Source organism: Streptomyces sp. NPDC001787 (genome assembly GCF_040297465.1).
In the GTDB taxonomy this organism is placed as follows: domain Bacteria; phylum Actinomycetota; class Actinomycetes; order Streptomycetales; family Streptomycetaceae; genus Streptomyces.
Genome location: NZ_JBEOZE010000030.1, coordinates 36,264 through 53,218 on the forward strand (window position 1 = coordinate 36,264; position 16,955 = coordinate 53,218).

Here is a 16,955-nt window from a genome sequence, read left to right on the forward strand (position 1 = left end):
TGTCCGGCCTGCTCCTGCTCCGGCTGCGGCTGCGGCTGATGCGCCCCGAGATCACCATCGTCTGGGCCGACTCCGCCTATGTCGGACAGCTCGTGACCTGGGCGAAGACCTACCTGAACCTGACGATCAAGACCGTCAGCCGCCCGAAGAACGCTTCCGGATTCGTCGTTCTGCCCCGGCGCTGGATCGTCGAACGCTCACACTCTGGGTCATGCACGCCCGCCGACACGCGCGACTACGAACGCCTCATCCAGCACTCGGAAACACTCATCGCCTGGGCCGTGATCACTCTCATGACCAGGCGAATCACCCGCCGAAACTCCCTCAGGAGTGGTCAGCCGGACTCTCGCGAAGACCGCCGGGACTGACCAGGCGACGGTCACCGTCACCGCCGCCGCCCAGAAGCCTCCCGACTCCCCGGGCCTGAGCCGCATCTTCCCACCACGGCCCTGTTCTCCCGAGGCTACGGCGAAGTGACAAGTAGCTCTCCATGGCAGATCTGGGGTGTGCTTGTCAGCGGTTTGGATCTTCTGGGCCCTGTCGGGGGCCGTGCTCGGTGAGGTTGGTCCGGTCATGACGACCGGAGGGGCTCGCTGGACGACACCGAGGCGGACCTGCGCGAGAATGAGCCCGACACGCACGGAGGGGTCAATATGGCGACGATCACGGTGGACGTGGCAGTTCCCGACGCGCTGCGGCCGGTCGTGGATGTGGCAGCGTTGCCAGCGTCCCTCGGTGACGCGGTGCCGGCGTGGCTGGTGCTGTCCGAGGGCGGACGGCTGGCGCGGTGGAAGCCGACGACCGGCGAGGTGCAGTACGTGGCCCGGTATCGGGAAGAGAGGCTGGCGTCCGAAGACGGTGGCGGCGTTCGACTGCGGCTTCATGTGTCTCGATGTGGCCGTTGGGCGGCGGTGGTTCAAGACCGCGGTCGGTACGGCACCGTCGTCGATCTCACCACCGGTTCGCCAGCTTTGAAGTTGGACGGCGGGGATTACTGCTGTGAAACCGTCCCGTTCGCGTTGGCGTTCGCCGAACACGGTGGCCGGCCGGTTGTCGTCCATCGCACTGACTGGAACCGGTTGGATGTCACCGATCTCGCGTCCGGCGAGGTGCTTACGGCGCGGGACAGCCCGGATAGAGATGAGGAAGATGCGGAGTACGACCTCGATTACTTCCACGGCGCGCTGTCGCTGAGTCCTGACGGGACTCGTGTCTACGACGGCGGTTGGGTGTGGCAGCCGTGGGGGATGCCGGCGGTGTGGAGCCTGACCACCTGGCTGCACGACAACCCGTATGAGTCCGAGGGCGGACCCAGCTATGCGGTGTATCCCGAGGTCTCGGAGTGGAACTGGCCGGTGGTGTGGATCGACGACGGACGGATCGCGGTGTATGACCGGGACGATGCCGGCAGCGGTACCGTCCACGTCCTCGACCCCACCTCGATCGAGGTGCGCTCGCCGGGCGTCCGATGGATCAAGGCGGTCGCGACGTTCCCCTGGCCGGTCGGCGACTTCGGCTTCTTCACCGACGGAGAGCATCTGCTGATCGCCGACGAAGCCGGTCTGCAGGGCGTCGACATCACCAGCGGACAGCAGGTGTTCGCGATCGACGGGTTCCGCCCGGCGCGTCAGGATCGACATTCCGGGACGCTGATCCAGGTCGGCAGCGCCACCGCCCGGTTGTGGACGCCGCCGGACTGGGCTGCACGCGCTGGCTGAGCTGCCGTTTCCCGCAGGGTGCCGAGCGGGAGAACATCCGCGATGTCCACACTGAAACGGCTCGACACCGCCTCTCGCAAGGGCAAGCGCGGCGGCCGACCGCCGGTCATCACCGGCGACATGCTGCACACCGTGCTGCGGCGCCGCGCGAACGGCGAGTCCGTCGATCAGGTCCAGCCTGACCTGATCATCCCCCACCGGCAAGCGCAAGGGGCACAACCCCTCGGTGGCCAGCATCTACCGGGCACTGGCCGAGCACGCCAAACGCAAGGCGTACCCCGAAGCTGCCGAGAAGACCCCCCGCCGACTTCGCCGCCCTCCAAGCCGGCAGAGTCCCCGGCCCCGCCTGCTACTTGTCACTTCGCCGTAGCTTCGGGAGAACAGGGCCATCACCACCGGAAGGCCGTCGGCGGACCCGCTGATGTCGCCGCCGGAGCAGCCCAAGCCCGCCCCGTTCGTATCCTGACCTGGGCAGACGAACACCATCCCCGTGCGCTCGTCTGATTCCAGTGTGAGACTCACTGCCGTGGCCTTCGCCGCCTCGGGACGGGGTTCCTGGGACGGGCCGCTTCACCACAGAACTGATCCCACGAGAGCGAAGCTCGTGTTCATGTGTGGCATGCCACTCCTTGAGCCACCGAGCGGTCTCTGACATTGCGCCCCCATGTGGGCCTCGAACGGCCCTCGAACTTGACCGTAAGCCCGACAATCACAAGACGCAGGAACGGCCTTCGTCTGATCATGTGCTCCGACCAAGGTGCACGTGATCACAACAAAGGTCGTGAGGGTGAGTCTGCTGCCCGATGCTGTCCGGAGGGAAGCGTCACGCTTCCGGGGTGAGTTCTACGAGTGTCTGACCGCTCGGCGCCATGCGCTGTTCGAGCTGGTGGACGCTGTGCTGTGTGCGGATGGTGCGGTGAAGTCCCCGGTGGGACTTGACGCTGTTGCCCGAGCATTGTCGTGGGCACGGCGCGATGTACGGCGGCCTGAATCACGGCCGCATCGACGTCGACCGGCTGCGGACGGTGTTGGTCGGCCTGCCGCTGCCGCGCTTCGACGGCGGGCGCCTGGTCCTGGCGGTCGATGTGTCGCCGTGGCTTCGCTCGGACACGCCGTGCTCGGCGGAGCGCCTGTTCTGCCACGTCTACGGCCGAGCGAAGACCGCGTCGCAGTTCATTCCGGGCTGGCCCTACTCCTTCGTCCCCGTGCTGGAGCCAGGCGCCACGTCTTGGACCGCAATCCTGGACGCGGTCCGGCTTGGGCCGACGGACGACGCGACCGCGGTCACCGCCGCCCAGCTGCGGGGTTTCGTCGAGCGGCTCATCACCGCAGGCCAGTGGCAGGCCGGGGACCCGCATATCGTGATCCTCAGCGACGTCGGCTACGACGTCATTCGCCTGGCGTGGGTCCTGCGTGACCTGCCGCCGGTCGAACTGGTCGGTCGGGTCCGCTCCGACACCGCGTGATGCGGCTGCCGAAGCCACCGCGGATGCACGGCGTCAACGGCCGGCCGCCCGAGCACGGCCCGGAATTCCGCTTCGCCAAGCCGGAGACCTGGCCCCAGCCCGCGATCACCACCGTCACCGACACCACCAACTATGGCAAGGCCGAGACCCAGGCATGGGTCCGGATCCACCCACGGATCACCCACCGCTCATCATGGCTCGACCACGACGGTGAACTTCCCCTGGCCGAAGGGACGTTGATGCGACTGAAGGTTGAGCACCAGTCGAAAGAGCGGGCTGCTCCGCCACTGTGGTCATGGTCCTCCCAGACCGGTGCCGCCCCGGAGGACGTGGACCGTTTCTGGCAGGTGTTTCTCCGCCGCTTCGACCTGGAGCACACCTTCCGCTTTGCGAAGCAGACCTCGGATGGACCAACCCGAAGCTCCGCACTTCCGAGGCAGCGGACCGTTGGACCTGGATCCTGATCGTCGCTCACACCCAGCTCCGGCTCGCCCGGTCCCTTGTCGCGGACCTCCGCCGGTCCCGGGAGAGACCGGCCGCCTACGACCGGCTCACCCCGGGTCCGGCTCGGAGGGCGCGGGTTGATCCTGCGGCCAACTTTCCACTGGCGGCACGACCCGCTCTTCCAGGACCTGCCCGACTGTCCGGTGGCGCTCGCCTACCCCGCCGCCCATGGCCGGCCGCTCAGACCCGACGGAGCCGACGTACCCGGCGAGGCCCCGGCAGGAATCCTCGGGCGCACTCGGCTCGCCCTCCTGTACTCCCTGGACACAGCACGGACAACCACGGAGCTGGCGCGCCGTACCGGCATCAGCAACGCGCCCGTTTCCGCCCACACCTCGGCCCGGCGATCCGCCGGTCTCCTCACCACCACCCTCACGGGCCGCTCCTTCCACCACACCCGCACGGCCCTGGCGGAGCTGCTGCTCAATCAGCGCCGCACCATCCACCGTGCACAGCAGCACCGTGCTCCTCTACAAGACGGCGCCTGTTTGTTCGACATTCCGTGGCTTGCTCTGAGCCTCCCCGCGTCTTCAACCTCGTGGCCAGGGCGTTCGTCCTCTCTCCGGCAGCGGTTCGCGGGCTGGGGTCGCTTCGGGATCCTGCAGCGTTCTCACTCTGTCTGATCGGTTCACGATCGGGCCGAAGGTGAGGGTCTCGGGTTGGCGCTGGCTGTCGTACGGGACCTGCGCGATGTCCGGCCGCCGGGCACGGCGGAGAAGCTGAAGCAGTTCGAGACCGATGTGCTGGCGGGGTTCGTGCTGGCGCGGACCTCGTCCGGGTTGGCGGAAGGCACGATCTGTGGGGACATCGGGCACCATGGATCAGACGCGGTCCTGGTTGGGAGATGGAGCCGCTCAGACGTTTTCACCGGCGAGCAGCGCCAGGACGTCGGCGCCCCGACCGGCCAGGCCGGCGCGCACGACGGCATCCCCACATTGGCCACGGAGAACGGATCAGAATCAGCGTCCAGTCCGTATCCGTCCACTTCCTCGCCGATACCCCGAGGCTGCACCGGCCTCCAGGTCCTCCGTGCACGGCGAAGGGACCTGTCCGCCATGGATGGGGCCACGGTTGTCCAGGCACGCATGATCCCCCGCGCGTCTCGCTCCCCGTCCCGCCGCCGCATTCGCCGGCACCGTACTCGGCCCTCGGCTGCCTCACCGCCATCGCACCCGCCGCTCACGCGGACACCGACCCGTATGCCCGGACCGCCACGACCGCCAGCGCCGGCCGCGACTCCGGCGAAGCCGCTGTGCAGCCGCGCCCGAAGGCAGTATCACCGGACGTCTCCAGATCCTGGGCAAAGGGGGCGTCGACGGTAACCACGCTGTCGGAGCCTGTGTCCGCTCGGCACCCAGAACGGGAACAACCCTCCGTCGCCACACGCCCCCACCCGGAGCGAACGAGGACACCTCTCCCCCGGTGGAGGGGGAGGTGCGGGCGCCATTCCGTCGGGAGGGGACGCGGCGCTCGCGCGGTACCCCCAACAAAAAGGCGCCGGAACGGCCGGTCTCCGAGGAAGCACGAGGAACCGGCCGAGGTCGACGGCCAGGAACACCTGGCGAATCCCGGTGTGTTCGTCAGCAACACCACAAGCCCGACGAGAACGCCTCATCCCGAGCTCCGCGAGGTCCTCACCAGGCCCGGGGTGGATTGGGCACAACACCAACTGCGGCCGGTCGTTGAACCGGTGGGAAATTCGGTGGCGGGTGTACCGGACGGGTCCTATGGTCTCGATCATGCACTCGGTCCTCAACAACTGGCATTCCCTGCGCATCCGTTCGGTGTCTCCGACTCGGTGCTGACCGAGCATTCCGTCGGCACCTGGTCATCCGTGCACTGTTCACCGTTCGCCTCAGGATGACGAGGATTCCTTCATGCGCTCCATCGCACACCCCACCTTCGTGTTCGTTCCCGGTGGGTCCAGCAACGCCCGTGCCTGGGGGCCGTTGCAGAACGAGCTGGCCCTTCACGGGCACCGTTCGTACGCCGTCGACCTGCCCGGTCACGGCGACCGCGCCGACCACCCGGCCGCCTACTACCGGCAGCCACAGGACCTGACGGCACTGGCCGCCGCCCCCTCCCCGATGCGAGGCATCACGTTGCAGGACAACGTCCGTCACGTGGTGGACATCCTGCACCGGCTCGCCCCGTCGGGGCCCCTGGTCCTGGTGGCCAACAGCTTCGGCGGCCTGACCGTCACCGCCGTCGCGAACGCCGTACCCGAACTCCTCGACCGCGTCGTCTACCTCTCCGCGGTCTGCCTCAGCGACCCGGCGATGGCCACCGAGGAGTGGGACGTCCTCGACGACAACTTGCTGGACGCCGCAGCGGCACGCATCACCGTGCCGAACACGGCAGACCACGGGGTGGTACGGCTGAACTGGCGTGCCGCGCACGCCGACCCCGCACTGTTCGCGCAGCTCAAGACTGCCGTCATGGCCGACTCCAGCGACCACCAGTTCCGGATGCTGCTCGACTCCATGGACCCGGACGAGAACTACTCGGTACTGGAGAAGGGCGCGGTGGCCCAGGCCGCGCGATGGGGTGCAGTCCCGCACACCTTCGTACGCCTCACCGAAGACCTGAGTATCCCTCCGGCCGTCCAGGACTACATGATCCGCAAGGCGGACGAACTGACCCCGGAGAACCCGTTCGACGTCCGTACGCTGCCCGCGTCACACGTCGGATACTTCAGCCGCCCGCACCTCTTCGCCGCGCTCCTGGCCAGCCTGGTCCAAGCAGCGTCGATGTAGCAGGGCCTCCCGTCCCGGTCACCGGGAGGTGTAGCAGTCGGCCTGCCCGTCCCCGGCATCGCGACAGAGTTCGCCGGGGGCGAGCAGGCCGGAGCCAAACCGGGTCATAGAGCCCTCCTGTCCAGCGCTCGCGCCCTCGACTGAAGACCTCCGTCAGGGAAGACCTCCGTTAGGAACTTCGTTCGATTAATGCGTTCCATGAACGGTTGAAGTACGGCTTCTCACCAGTACTCCAGCCGCAGTTGTGGATCCTGGCGGGCTGTCGCCGACAAGCAGCCAGGGAAGGAAAGGTAGCGGAGTGAGGACTCACTCCGTAGACTGGTGGCCATGACAGCACCCAAGGAGAACCAGACCACCCGCCGCCGCGCCCCCGCGATGACGCCGGAGGAGCGCCGCGCGATGGTCATCCAGACCGCGATTCCGCTGATCGCCGAGTACGGGGCGGCGGTGACGACCGCGAAGATCGCCCGTGCCGCGGGCATCGGTGAGGGCACGATCTTCCGGGTCTTCGCCGACAAGGACGAGTTGCTGCAGGCTTGCATCGCCGAGGCGCTCTCCCCCGAGCACGCGGTCCGCGAGCTCGACGCGATCGACGTGTCCATGCCGCTGCCCGACCGGCTCGCGGAGGCCGCCGAGGCCCTGCAGGCGCATATGTCCAGGATGGGAGCCATCCTCGGCTCGCTGGGGCATCGCGGCGGCAAGCACCCCGGCACGGTGCGCGGCGCGGGCCGCGACGAGTCGACGACTCGTATCCGCGCGGCCCTCGCGGAGCTGCTGGTGCCCGACAAGGCCGCCCTGCGCCGGCCGCCGGAGCAGATCGCGGCCCTCTTCTTCGGGCTGCTCTTCACCCAGCCTCGTACGGAGGGCGAGCCCGACCTGACCCCGCGAGAGCTGGTGGAGGTCTTCCTGCACGGGGCGCTCTCAGGGGGCGCCAAGTGAGCGCGCGGAGATGGCGCCTGGGGGTGAGCGCCCTGACCGCCCTGGCCCCCGTCCTGGTGTGGCTGGTCGCGGATCCCCTGCTGGGGCACGGACTGCGGATCACCGACGGCGAGCAGACACTCGACATCGGCGCCGTGCCCGTGGTGGTCGTCGCACTGCTCGCGTCGTTTGCCGGCTGGGGACTGCTGGCCACCCTGGAGAGGTTCGGGGCGCGGCGCGCCCGCACCATCTGGACCGGAGCGGCCGGCGCCGTACTGGCCGTGTCTTTCCTGCCGTTCATCGGTGACGGCATGGACGGCGGAACCCGGGTCTCCCTCGCTCTGATGCACCTGGCGGTGGCGGCAGTGCTGGTCCCGGGGCTGGGCGGCAGCTCGCCCGGTCCGGGAACCGGTGCCGCCAGGGGGTGACCGCCGGCACCAGGTACGCAGCGAAGAGCACCGGGTGGAGACAGCCCCGCCAGAGCGTCGCGCGGCCGGGGATGACCGTCAGAGTGCCCACCACCATCGAGATGAAGGGATACCGGAGGGGGCGGGCCAAGACCCAGCAGGAGCCGCCCCTCGTGTCAGACCGCCACGATGGCCACGGCCGGGATGGTCAGGCCGATGCCGGCGATGTCGGAGCCGTAGGCGAAGCCGGGGGAGGTCTGAGGTGGAGTCGGAGACGGGTGCGGCCACCGGTGATCAGTCGGCCATTCCAGGTCCTGCACGCCGAGCGCATCACCGCTGTGCTGACCACCCACATCACCGACCGGCGATCAGGGCCGCCCTGCCGGTCATTGGCGCGGCCGATCAATTCATCGACAGCAAAGACACCCTCGGGCACCGCGAGATGACCCGCACCATGACCCGGGCCCTGATCACCGCAACCAGAACGCACTGATCTCCTGGAACTGGCTGCCCCCGCGCTTGCACTCAGACGCGCGCACGGGCAGCCCTCCGTTCCCACCTCGGGGGTGCCGGATCCGATCAGATCGATTGGTCCGCGAACGTCAGGATCGGCGCGGAACATCGTCATCTTCACGGCCGGGACGACGGGGTGGCGGACACCGACCACGCGTATCGCGTACGCGTGCGCTCCGGGGCGGATTCCGGGCGAGAATCACCAGGTGATAACCCGCCGCCCGCTGGGCACAGGACCCGACGCCCCCGCCACCGACAACCCGGAGCTGTCGCCCGCCGTGCTCCGGGCGGTGCTCGCCGCCGAGCGTCTGGCCGACGCCGCCGCCCTGCCACCCGTGGTCCGGCCGGCCGGACGCCGCACCCTCAACACCGGCCCCGCCACCGCGACCCCCTGACCGGCCCGGCCGACTCCCCCGCCCCGGACCGGCTTCAGACCACCGGCGGAGGCAAGGCGCGCAACCCCCGCCGGTGATCCATGCCTACACGTAGTCGAACCCGATGTAGTCGATGTCGGTGAAACTCCATCTGAAGGCCCGGGTCGGCGACCTCCCTTGAGCGGGGGCACATACTTGTTGATGAGGTTTGTCCCCCGGCCAAGAGAAGTGACAGCGGGCTCAGCGGGCGGTCTTCTTTTGCAGGACCCATACGTAGTGCCACTTTCCATGTGCGCGTTTGGGTTTGATGTCGGCAAATGCCTGGATGGTGGGCCACAGGCCGGTTGCGCCGGCTGCGATTGTCGCGCTGGTGGCGAGCGCGCCTTGGAGGGCTTCGGGGCGGACTGCGGCGAGGACAGCGCTCGTCGAACCCAGTACGGCACCGGACCGGATCAGGGCCCGGGACCGGGCCGCCTTGTTGATCTCAGCGGTGGCGGCGCGCAGCTCGTCGCGGATGGTGAGCGCGATCCGTTCCAGGGCGACCTGGGAGTCGACCGCTTCCAGTGCGTCGTCGAGTTCGAGGAGTCGAGAGCGCATGAAGTCGCGGTACTGGGTGTAGGAGTCGAACTCCTCGCTGGTGACCTGCGCGAAGTCGCTGACGCTGAGCCCGTCGATGAAGGGCAGATCGATCTCCAGGATCGGCCGGACTACCCGGCTGGCCAGCGGCTTGGTCCTCGACAGATCCACGGCACGGCCGTGTTCCACCACGAAGTCGATCGACCGGTCGCTGAGTGAAGGAAGTGGGCCGGGCTCTGTGGTGGAAGATCTAAGGTCCGATTCCACCCCCGTGCTCCCTTCCATGAAGACAGGCCCATACCAGACCAGACCACTGCGCAGCAGAGGTTCGGCGTCCAGGAGCCACTGACCTAACTCGACAGGATCCTTGGTCACCATCCCGTAATGCCACGTCCTGACTGTGGTGGTGAGATCGCCTACATCGCCGCCCATTACCCTGTGCGTAGAGGACTGTTCGTGCACCCCGAGTTCGTGCACCGCTCCGACACCGTGATCGGACAGCAGCATGGTGTCCGTTACCAGAACAACCCGCCTGGTGACATGGGTGAAGCTTCCCAGCTCTGAAGACAGCCCGACGTAGTACGGGGACGTCGAAGCGACCTTCGTGCTCAGGAGACGCTCGTAGCCGCCATAAAGTTCGCGCGCGTACTTGAGGGCGACGTCCTGGGCTGAACCCCTCTCCGGCTCAGTGAGCGAGTCGTAGAACTCATTCATCCGGACCGCCACACCACGGTTCTGCCAAGCCCGGTGGGCCTGCCATGCTCGCCACCCGCGTCGGAACATCCAGACAGCATGACGGGCAGCCGAAAAGTCTGTCCAGCAGGTGCCCCGGCGACCCGGGACGCGGCGGCCGCGGCCGGTGGAGTACTGGTCCTGGAGGCCGGCGGCGACGACGGCCTGGAGCTCCGTGTGGTGGCGCCGGCGGCCTGGGCGTCGAAGAGTCGGGCGGCGCAAACGGGCGGGAGTCGACCCTTGAGTGCGCGAGGTGACCCGGCTCAGCATTCTGGGTGGCCCACAGATCACGCGGAGTCCTTGGCGGGGTCCACTGTCACTGGCTCCGCTTATGGTCCGGGCATGATTGATGAGCAGTGGAGCGGAGTCCGTCAGCGTGTGGGCGCCTTGAGTGCCCTACCGGCGAGCAGCAAGGTGTTCGGCTCGCACGGGCACAGGTGGACTCTGGAAGACCCCCTGACCGACGACGGGCTCGCCGAACTCGAAGCACAGATAGGCGTGCGGTTGCCGGACGAGTACCGAAGCTTCCTCACCAGCGTCGGTGCCGGCGGCGCTGGTCCTGCGTACGGCCTCTTTCCCGTTCGCCGCGTCCAAGGCCGCTGGCGCTGGGAAGGAGACGGCGCCGAACTGGCCGACCTGTCCATGCTCGCCCGGCCCTTTCCCGGCCACGGACCGGATCCCAGAGAACGCGACGCACTTCTCGCCGTACGCCCTGAAGAAGAGAACTTCGACGAGACCGAGTACTTCGACGACGCCATCGAATCATGGGACGAACGCTGGGAAGCCCTGGTGTTCGCCCCCGAGCACACCGCCGGCGCCATCGTGATCTCCCACCTCGGCTGCGCCCAGAGGGAGTGGCTGATCATCAGTGGCATCCACCGGGGCGCCATCTGGTCCGACTGGCGGGCAGACGACGGCGACCTAGTCCCCCTCCGCGACCAGGCCGGCAAGCCGGTCACATTCACTCGCTGGTACATCGACTGGCTGCAACAGGCCGAACTCACCGCCCACCAACCACCTTCGAACGCCTGACCCCAGCATGGGGTGCGGAGCACAGCCGTAGACACGACTCCGCTGACCTGGCCGCCCTGCGGTCTCCCACGCGGCCAGGTCCCCGAAGCCGCGCCAGAAGATGCGCAGGGAAGTGCTGTGTGATCACGGGTCGATCATCGGGCAAGCGACCGGAGGCCGAGCGGCTCCAGCGCTGCAACTGTGCTTGAGGTGACGAGATCATGTCCCTGAACCCGGAGCACCATGGAGACCCCGAGACCGGCGCCCAGCGCCATCCGCGGGCGCACGCCGGGTCAGGAGCCGTCGATGATGGCGTACAAGAAGATCTTCTTGGCCAGCTCCGCTCCCTTCGCATCGGTGAGCATCGCGGTGCCGTCATGCTGCGTGCCCTCCTCCGCGCCGTCCTGGGGAACGAGAGCCAGGTTGTAGCACAGGAACTCGCCGTGGTTTTCGTCGCTGTTCAGCAGCACGTCACGCGTGAACGTCAGCTTCTTTCCCTCGATTTTGATCGTACCGGGGTCGATGGTGCCCGATCCGACGACCTGCTGCTTCTTGCTGTTGTAGTAGTAATAGGCCGCATACTTGTTCCAGCCCCAGCCCGCGGGGGCCTCGAACGTATGCACTACGCCCTTCTCGTCGATCTTTGCGCCGGTATCCGGGATGGCGTGCAGATCGACGGTGAAGCTGTAGAGGCCTCCGTCGCCGTAGTGGCCTACTGCGGCGTTCTCCTGGAGCAGCTTCAGCTTGTGCGTTGAGTTCGGCATTGTTCTTTCCTCTCGGACGTTTCTGGACCGGGCCGGCGCCGCCGCCACGGAGCGGGGACGGCACCGGGGCCTCGTACAGCCACCGTACGCATTCCCGGCGTGCCCGGCCGGGACGACAGGGCCGGGTGAGGGCAATGCGGGAAAGTGTGCCCACTTGGTGGGATGATGAGTTTCACCGAAAACCCCTATGCATCCCGGTTTCCCAGGAAACGGAAAGCCCGTGGCCCTTTCCGATATCCGTTACCCCTACGCCTTCCATATCGCCCTCGACGGAAACGGCCTGAACGGCCTGGAGGGCGCCGCCGGTGTCTGTGTGTTTCGCTACGACCCGGTCAGCGGTGCCTATGCGTACCGGGTGCGGTATTACGACGGCGTGGCCGGCGGTCACGCCGTCAGCATCACGCCCGACCGGAAATTCGGTTTCCTCGGGAACGCAGGCCAGCAGCTCCTCTTCTACGACACCACCTCACTGGACGAGTCCCAGCGGGTCTCCACGCTGCAGTTCGAGGTGCCCGACGCGGCCATCAAGAGCAGCACCCATCTGGTGTGGCTGGACGAGACGCGCGGGGTGACCGCGATCGGCGACGGGCTGTGGCTGCTGGACCTCGACCGGCCCACCCGGGCCGAGCGCGTCGGCGACCATCTGCTCAAGCTCCCGCACGCCATGAAGCGCACCGCGTCCGGCCGGTACCTCGTCTATGGCGGCATGGATCACCCGGGTCGGGGGGAGGCCGCGGAGGTCGGCGTCTTCGATCTGGAGAAGCGCGTCGCACGCCGGATCCCGCTGCCGACCACCTGCTGGCACGTGGCCTGCCATCCCCATGAGGACCGGTTCTACGCCCTCTCGTTCCGGGTGCGGCCCCAGGAGGGCTGGGACTGGCACGAGTGGGCCATGGCGTACTTCAAGGAGTACGTGTTCGAGATCGACGCCGCGTCCGGGCGGATCCTGCGGCACTGGACCGGTGGCCAGCACGTGCCCGCGCACATCAACTCCGACGTCTGTGTCTCCGACCGTGAGCTGATCTACTGCAACGGCGGCAGTGGCACCATCGTCATGATCGACCTGGAGGATTTCGCCTCCTATCGCGTCATCGACGAACGTCCGCGCCTTTCGGTGCAGGTCCGCTCCGCCCGCCAGGCCGCCCGACAGGTCGCCGACGCCTTCACCCGAGGATCGCCGGTGCCGAGCAGTAAACACTTTGTCGGGGCGCTCCGGGTCACCCGCGGCACCCTGATCGACTCGGTGTACGCCTGCCAGCTCTCCACCGATCAGAGCCTGCTGTTCACCGCCAACCGGGGCCTCAACACCATCACCGTGTACGACTATCCGGCGAACACCGTTCGGCTGCGCGCACGGATGCCCGAACTGCGGGACTACGTTCCCGAACTGCCTGTCTGGACCGATCCCCGGCTCGGGTTCCACCACAGCACCCTGCTCAGCCCGCCGCCGGAGCCGACAACGACCACGGCCTGACCCGAACCCGTTCCGAGGAGGACGAACGCCCATGAGCGCCACCAGCCCCGAGCAGCAGAACGCCGAGATCAAGGATGCGTGGGAGAACTTCCGGACCGCAGCGACCCAGGTCGCGGAGCTTCAGGCCGCCCTGTGGAGCGATGAGCTGGAGCTCGGTGCGGGGCTGCTCACCGGCCGCCCTCACTGGGCCGATGCCTTCACCACGTACTACCGGTTCGTCAGCGAGGAGGGCGCGAGGTTCGCCATGGCACAGGCCGAGCTGGGCATCGACTACGCGCGGAGCGTGACGGAGCTGACCCGGGAGTACGAGCGGCGGCTCGCGGAGCGGTTCCACGCCGTCGTGGAGAAGACCGCAGAGGCGGAGAAGACCACAGAGGCGAAGGGGACTCGGGAGGAGGCGACGGGAAAGAGCGGTTGAACGGCCGGGCGGAGCCGGGCGCGCGGAACGAACCAGTGATCACGAGCAAGAGCCCGCGCCCGCGCTCGCCATCCGCTCAGCCCGGAGTCCCGGCTTCCCCGTCCAGCGGGCGGGGGACGAGTTCACGGCTGTCGATCACCTCGGGGTGGAGCCGTAGCCCGGCCCGGATCCGGTCCGGCAGATGCTCACTGGTCACCAGCCAGCCGAGCGCCTCGGCGAGGGCCCGGCGCGCGGGTCTCGGCGCGTACCCGAGGGCGGCTGCCCTGTCGTGCCCGTACCAGTAGTAGCGCCCCATCGTCCGGGCCTCCGCACGGGTCGTCGCGGGCGGGCGGGCGCTCAGCAGCGCGCGGACCTCTGCCGCCGTCGCCGCCAGATACGCGCCGGTGTGCGAGGCGTTCGTCCAGGGCCCGTAGGTGCCGCACAGCTCGGACACCGTCTGGTGGATGGTCCGCCACGCCCAGTTCTCGCCACCCAGTAGATAGCGTTCCCCGGCGGTGCCGCGCTCCGCGAGGAGCACATGGCCCCGGGCGACGTCCTGGACGGAGACGATGTTGCAGCCCCCCGGGTAGCTGGTGCGCAGCCGATCCGTCAGATAGCGGACAAGGAGCGCGTTGCTCGGGACGAGCCGCCGGTCGGGCCCGCCGACGACGATGGTCGGGCAGGCCGCGACCACGTCCAGGCCCAGTTCGGCGCCGCAGGAGAGGGCCGCCCGTTCCTGCTCGGTCTTGCTGATGAAGTAGTCCGGGAGATACTCGTCACCGGGTACGGAATCCTCGTCCCGGGCGATCGGGCCGCCCGAGGAGCCGCAGGTGACGGATGAGGAGGTCACCACTACCCGGTGAACCCCGGCCGCTGCGGCGGCCCGCAGGACCGCACGGGTGCCTTCTACGTTGTCCCGGGTCAGTTCCTCCAGGGTGATGTCCCAGTACGCGTACACGGCGGCGCAGTGGAACACCGTGTCGCAGCCATCGAACGCGACCCGCAGGGCGTCCCGGTCGCTCAGCCCTGCATGCGCCATGGGAACGCCGAGTGCCCGCAACTGGCGGGTGTCGCTGCCGCGCCGGACCAGCGCCCGTGCCTCGTGGCCCGCCTCGCGCAGGGCCTGGACCACCCGGGCCCCGACGAGCCCGGTCGCACCGGTCACACAGGCTCTCACAGTGGCTGCCTCGGGTTCCGGTCGCGGCCCAGCGCCTCCCACAGCCCCGTTCCGAAGCCGCTGACCGCTGGGCGCAGGGTCTCGCGCACCTCCTCAAGGAGCCGGAAGCGGGACGGTACGTCCCCCGGGGCGACGTGCCGGTAACCGTCCGGGCCCGGCGTGCCGTGGAGCCGCCCGGCGGTCAGGGCCTCCCGGGTGGCGCCCCGTACTAGCCGGACGGCGTCCGTGAGCCGCTGGGTGGGCAGTTCGGCCGCCTGGTCGTCGTCACACCCGTCCCAGGGGCGGCCGATCCGGTAGGGGCGGCCCTCGTAGTGGGCCTCGAAGTTGTCGAGGGAACGGGTGAAGAACCTCCGGTACGAGTCCCGCACCAGCGGGTCGCGTACCGATGGCCGGGTCTCGGGGCGGAAGACCTGCCAGCTCAGAGGGAGGGTGAACTTCTGACGGACCCGGATCACGATCCGGGTCCTGCGGCCCTGGTCGACATCTGTGCAGGTCACCGAGCCGTCGTCGTACTCCGCCGAGCGGTTCGGGCTGTGTACCGTCCGCCAGGAGATCCGCTGCGAGCGCTCCCCGTAGGCGATCGTCTCCAGTTTGCAGACGTCGATGGGGGGACCACCGTAGAACGCCAGGTAGTTGGGTTGCGCGAGATAGATGTTGCGTTCGATCTGCCGCGTCGGGCGGCCGTGGGTGTCCCGGGACACCACGTGGACCCGGCCACCGAGATAGTCGGTCATGTAGCTGATGGAGCGGCAGATGTCCACCCGTCGGACGAACTCCGCGTACGGGGCGTTGACGGTGCGTTCGCACCCGAAGAGGATCGCGTGGCCCACATGCTGCCACCGCATCCGCCAGGCGTCTGCGGGGAGGGCATCGACGATGCCCTCCACCGGGCGCAGGATCTCGATGATCCGGTCGAAGTCGCGATCGGTGTAGGCGCGCGGATCCACGGCGAGGGAGACCTCCCTGCGGCGGATCCGCTCCTTCGCGTAGCCGTTCCGCCACGCCTGGACCGTGGCCGAGCCGGCGGCGGCGGCCCCCATTGTCGTGCAGAGCATCGCCAAGGCGACCGGGTTCTCGTCCGCACCCCGGAGCAGTGTGGTGAGGCCCCGGGAAAGTCGGCCGAGCGCCTTGTCGGTCACCTCCGCCTCGCCGGGCTCCACCCGCCAGGACGCGGCGCTGAACAGCCGGTGCGCCCGCCCGTCCGGGTGGAGCCGGCGAATCGACTCCATCAGGAACCTCGGGGGGTTGCGCCAGCCCTGGTACGGCGTGAGATCGCCGTCGACGAGGTAGTCGGTGGGCAGGCCGCGGAGTTGGAGGACCCGCGCGGTGAGCGAGGAGGAGACGGGGTCGACGCCCATGAGCAGGGCCCCGGCCAGGTCGGCGAGGACCGCGTCGGGGGCGGCGACCACCGTGCCGGTCTCCAGGGGCCTGCCCACCTGGGCCCCGGCGCAGCCGTGGCTGCTGACCACCGCGTCGATGATGTGGAAGTCCGGCGGACAGACGTCGAGGATGGCCGCGACGACCTCGGCCCCGTCGCGCCGCGCCCGGTAGTGGTGGTGCGTGTCGGTCTGCGGCAGCACACCCAGCAGATTGGCCAGGCACAGGGCGTACCCGAACTCGGGATGGGTGCTGTTCTTGGCGATGTTGACGCGGAAGTCTGCTTCCGGCCAGGGGCGGGACATCCCGCTGCCGTGGAGGACGCTGGCGGCGGGGAATCCGACGGGGACGACGTCCCGCGCCAGGTCCACCAGCCGGTAGGGGTTTCCCCGCGGGGTGCGTTCTCGATAGCCGAGACGGTGACAGGGGTCGCCCTGGCCCGCCAGCCAGATGTCCGGGCCGCAGCGGGCGCCCCCGACGGCGATGTTCCGGTATCCCCGGTCGCACAGCAGGTCGATGAGCTCCTCGACCAGAGGCCTGCTGACCGCGGTTGCCGCGTCGCCGTAGGTGGAGACCCCGGGGGTCAGCAGGACCGAGGGCTCCCCGGAGCATCCCTCCGCGCGTTCGGCGAGCCGCTCCCAGAGTCCCGCCCGGGTGACAGCGTCCGAGAGCAACTGCGACGGGGAACGCGGCTGGGTCCGCGTGGAGCGTGCCACGGCGGCGACGGCGGTCGTCGCGCCGGGTCCCGGGAGAGTCTCCATGGCCTCCACCTCTGGGTATATAACGCCCCA

12 protein-coding genes and 2 pseudogenes are annotated in these 16,955 nt (G+C 68.6%); 10 read left to right on the forward strand and 4 right to left on the reverse strand.

What is annotated here, in order from left to right:
• Positions 1 to 26: 26 nt before the first annotated feature.
• From ABT170_RS31620 to ABT170_RS31650, 7 genes and pseudogenes are all read left to right on the forward strand, one after another.
• Positions 27 to 314: pseudogene (locus ABT170_RS31620) on the forward strand (transposase); the annotation flags it as partial.
• A 339-nt stretch (positions 315 to 653) separates the two neighbouring features.
• The gene (locus tag ABT170_RS31625; RefSeq protein ID WP_351873069.1) at positions 654 to 1,718 is read left to right on the forward strand and encodes a hypothetical protein; all 1,065 of its coding nucleotides are present in this window, start codon (positions 654 to 656) and stop codon (positions 1,716 to 1,718) included.
• Positions 1,719 to 2,505: 787 nt separating this feature from the next.
• Positions 2,506 to 3,923: pseudogene (locus ABT170_RS31630) on the forward strand (NF041680 family putative transposase); the annotation flags it as partial.
• Between the two features lie 1,642 nt (positions 3,924 to 5,565).
• Entirely contained in the window at positions 5,566 to 6,444 is an 879-nt protein-coding gene (locus tag ABT170_RS31635) for an alpha/beta hydrolase (RefSeq protein WP_351873072.1), read from the forward strand.
• A 327-nt stretch (positions 6,445 to 6,771) separates the two neighbouring features.
• A complete protein-coding gene (locus ABT170_RS31640) occupies positions 6,772 to 7,383 on the forward strand; it encodes a TetR/AcrR family transcriptional regulator (protein WP_351873074.1) in 612 nt (203 codons plus the stop codon).
• Positions 7,380 to 7,790 carry a DUF6069 family protein gene (locus ABT170_RS31645; protein WP_351873077.1) on the forward strand — a complete coding sequence of 137 codons (411 nt, stop codon included), beginning with the start codon at positions 7,380 to 7,382 and terminating at the stop codon, positions 7,788 to 7,790. Before ABT170_RS31640 ends, ABT170_RS31645 begins: the two co-directional genes overlap by 4 nt.
• A gap of 698 nt (positions 7,791 to 8,488) precedes the next feature.
• Positions 8,489 to 8,677, forward strand: a complete 189-nt coding sequence (locus ABT170_RS31650) for a hypothetical protein (protein ID WP_351873080.1) — start codon at positions 8,489 to 8,491, stop codon at positions 8,675 to 8,677.
• A 219-nt stretch (positions 8,678 to 8,896) separates the two neighbouring features.
• Here ABT170_RS31650 and ABT170_RS31655 read toward each other — a convergent pair whose 3' ends face one another.
• The gene (locus tag ABT170_RS31655) at positions 8,897 to 9,946 is read right to left on the reverse strand and encodes a hypothetical protein (RefSeq protein ID WP_351873083.1); all 1,050 of its coding nucleotides are present in this window, start codon (positions 9,944 to 9,946) and stop codon (positions 8,897 to 8,899) included.
• Between the two features lie 360 nt (positions 9,947 to 10,306).
• On the opposite strand from ABT170_RS31655, the gene ABT170_RS31660 reads away from it, so the two are divergent.
• Positions 10,307 to 10,996: an SMI1/KNR4 family protein gene (locus ABT170_RS31660; RefSeq protein WP_329941125.1), complete on the forward strand. Its 690-nt coding sequence runs from the start codon at positions 10,307 to 10,309 to the stop codon at positions 10,994 to 10,996.
• 272 nt (positions 10,997 to 11,268) lie between these two features.
• On the opposite strand, the gene ABT170_RS31665 is transcribed toward ABT170_RS31660, so the two are convergent.
• Entirely contained in the window at positions 11,269 to 11,739 is a 471-nt protein-coding gene (locus tag ABT170_RS31665) for a hypothetical protein (protein WP_351873087.1), read from the reverse strand.
• A gap of 220 nt (positions 11,740 to 11,959) precedes the next feature.
• Between ABT170_RS31665 and ABT170_RS31670 the strand changes: the two genes are divergently transcribed.
• Together ABT170_RS31670 and ABT170_RS31675 are read left to right on the forward strand one after the other, a co-directional pair.
• Complete coding sequence (locus ABT170_RS31670) at positions 11,960 to 13,213, forward strand: YncE family protein (RefSeq protein WP_329941127.1); 1,254 nt, start codon at positions 11,960 to 11,962, stop codon at positions 13,211 to 13,213.
• Positions 13,214 to 13,244: 31 nt separating this feature from the next.
• The gene (locus ABT170_RS31675; RefSeq protein WP_351873090.1) at positions 13,245 to 13,631 is read left to right on the forward strand and encodes a hypothetical protein; all 387 of its coding nucleotides are present in this window, start codon (positions 13,245 to 13,247) and stop codon (positions 13,629 to 13,631) included.
• A gap of 76 nt (positions 13,632 to 13,707) precedes the next feature.
• Here ABT170_RS31675 and ABT170_RS31680 read toward each other — a convergent pair whose 3' ends face one another.
• Positions 13,708 to 14,775, reverse strand: a complete 1,068-nt coding sequence (locus tag ABT170_RS31680; protein ID WP_329941129.1) for an NAD-dependent epimerase/dehydratase family protein — start codon at positions 14,773 to 14,775, stop codon at positions 13,708 to 13,710.
• Between the two features lie 8 nt (positions 14,776 to 14,783).
• Positions 14,784 to 16,925, reverse strand: coding sequence for a DUF362 domain-containing protein (locus ABT170_RS31685; protein ID WP_351873093.1), 2,142 nt, complete (start codon positions 16,923 to 16,925; stop codon positions 14,784 to 14,786).
• Positions 16,926 to 16,955: the final 30 nt, after the last annotated feature.

Excerpts from the sequence above, each read along its gene's own strand:
- ABT170_RS31660 (WP_329941125.1), top strand. The coding sequence starts at position 10,307 with ATGATTGATGAGCAGTGGAGCGGAGTCCGTCAGCGTGTGGGCGCCTTG.
- ABT170_RS31665 (WP_351873087.1), bottom strand. The coding sequence starts at position 11,739 with ATGCCGAACTCAACGCACAAGCTGAAGCTGCTCCAGGAGAACGCCGCA.
- ABT170_RS31675 (WP_351873090.1), top strand. The coding sequence starts at position 13,245 with ATGAGCGCCACCAGCCCCGAGCAGCAGAACGCCGAGATCAAGGATGCG.
- ABT170_RS31640 (WP_351873074.1), top strand. The coding sequence starts at position 6,772 with ATGACAGCACCCAAGGAGAACCAGACCACCCGCCGCCGCGCCCCCGCG.
- ABT170_RS31655 (WP_351873083.1), bottom strand. The coding sequence starts at position 9,946 with ATGAATGAGTTCTACGACTCGCTCACTGAGCCGGAGAGGGGTTCAGCC.
- ABT170_RS31685 (WP_351873093.1), bottom strand. The coding sequence starts at position 16,925 with ATGGAGACTCTCCCGGGACCCGGCGCGACGACCGCCGTCGCCGCCGTG.
- ABT170_RS31625 (WP_351873069.1), top strand. The coding sequence starts at position 654 with ATGGCGACGATCACGGTGGACGTGGCAGTTCCCGACGCGCTGCGGCCG.
- ABT170_RS31635 (WP_351873072.1), top strand. The coding sequence starts at position 5,566 with ATGCGCTCCATCGCACACCCCACCTTCGTGTTCGTTCCCGGTGGGTCC.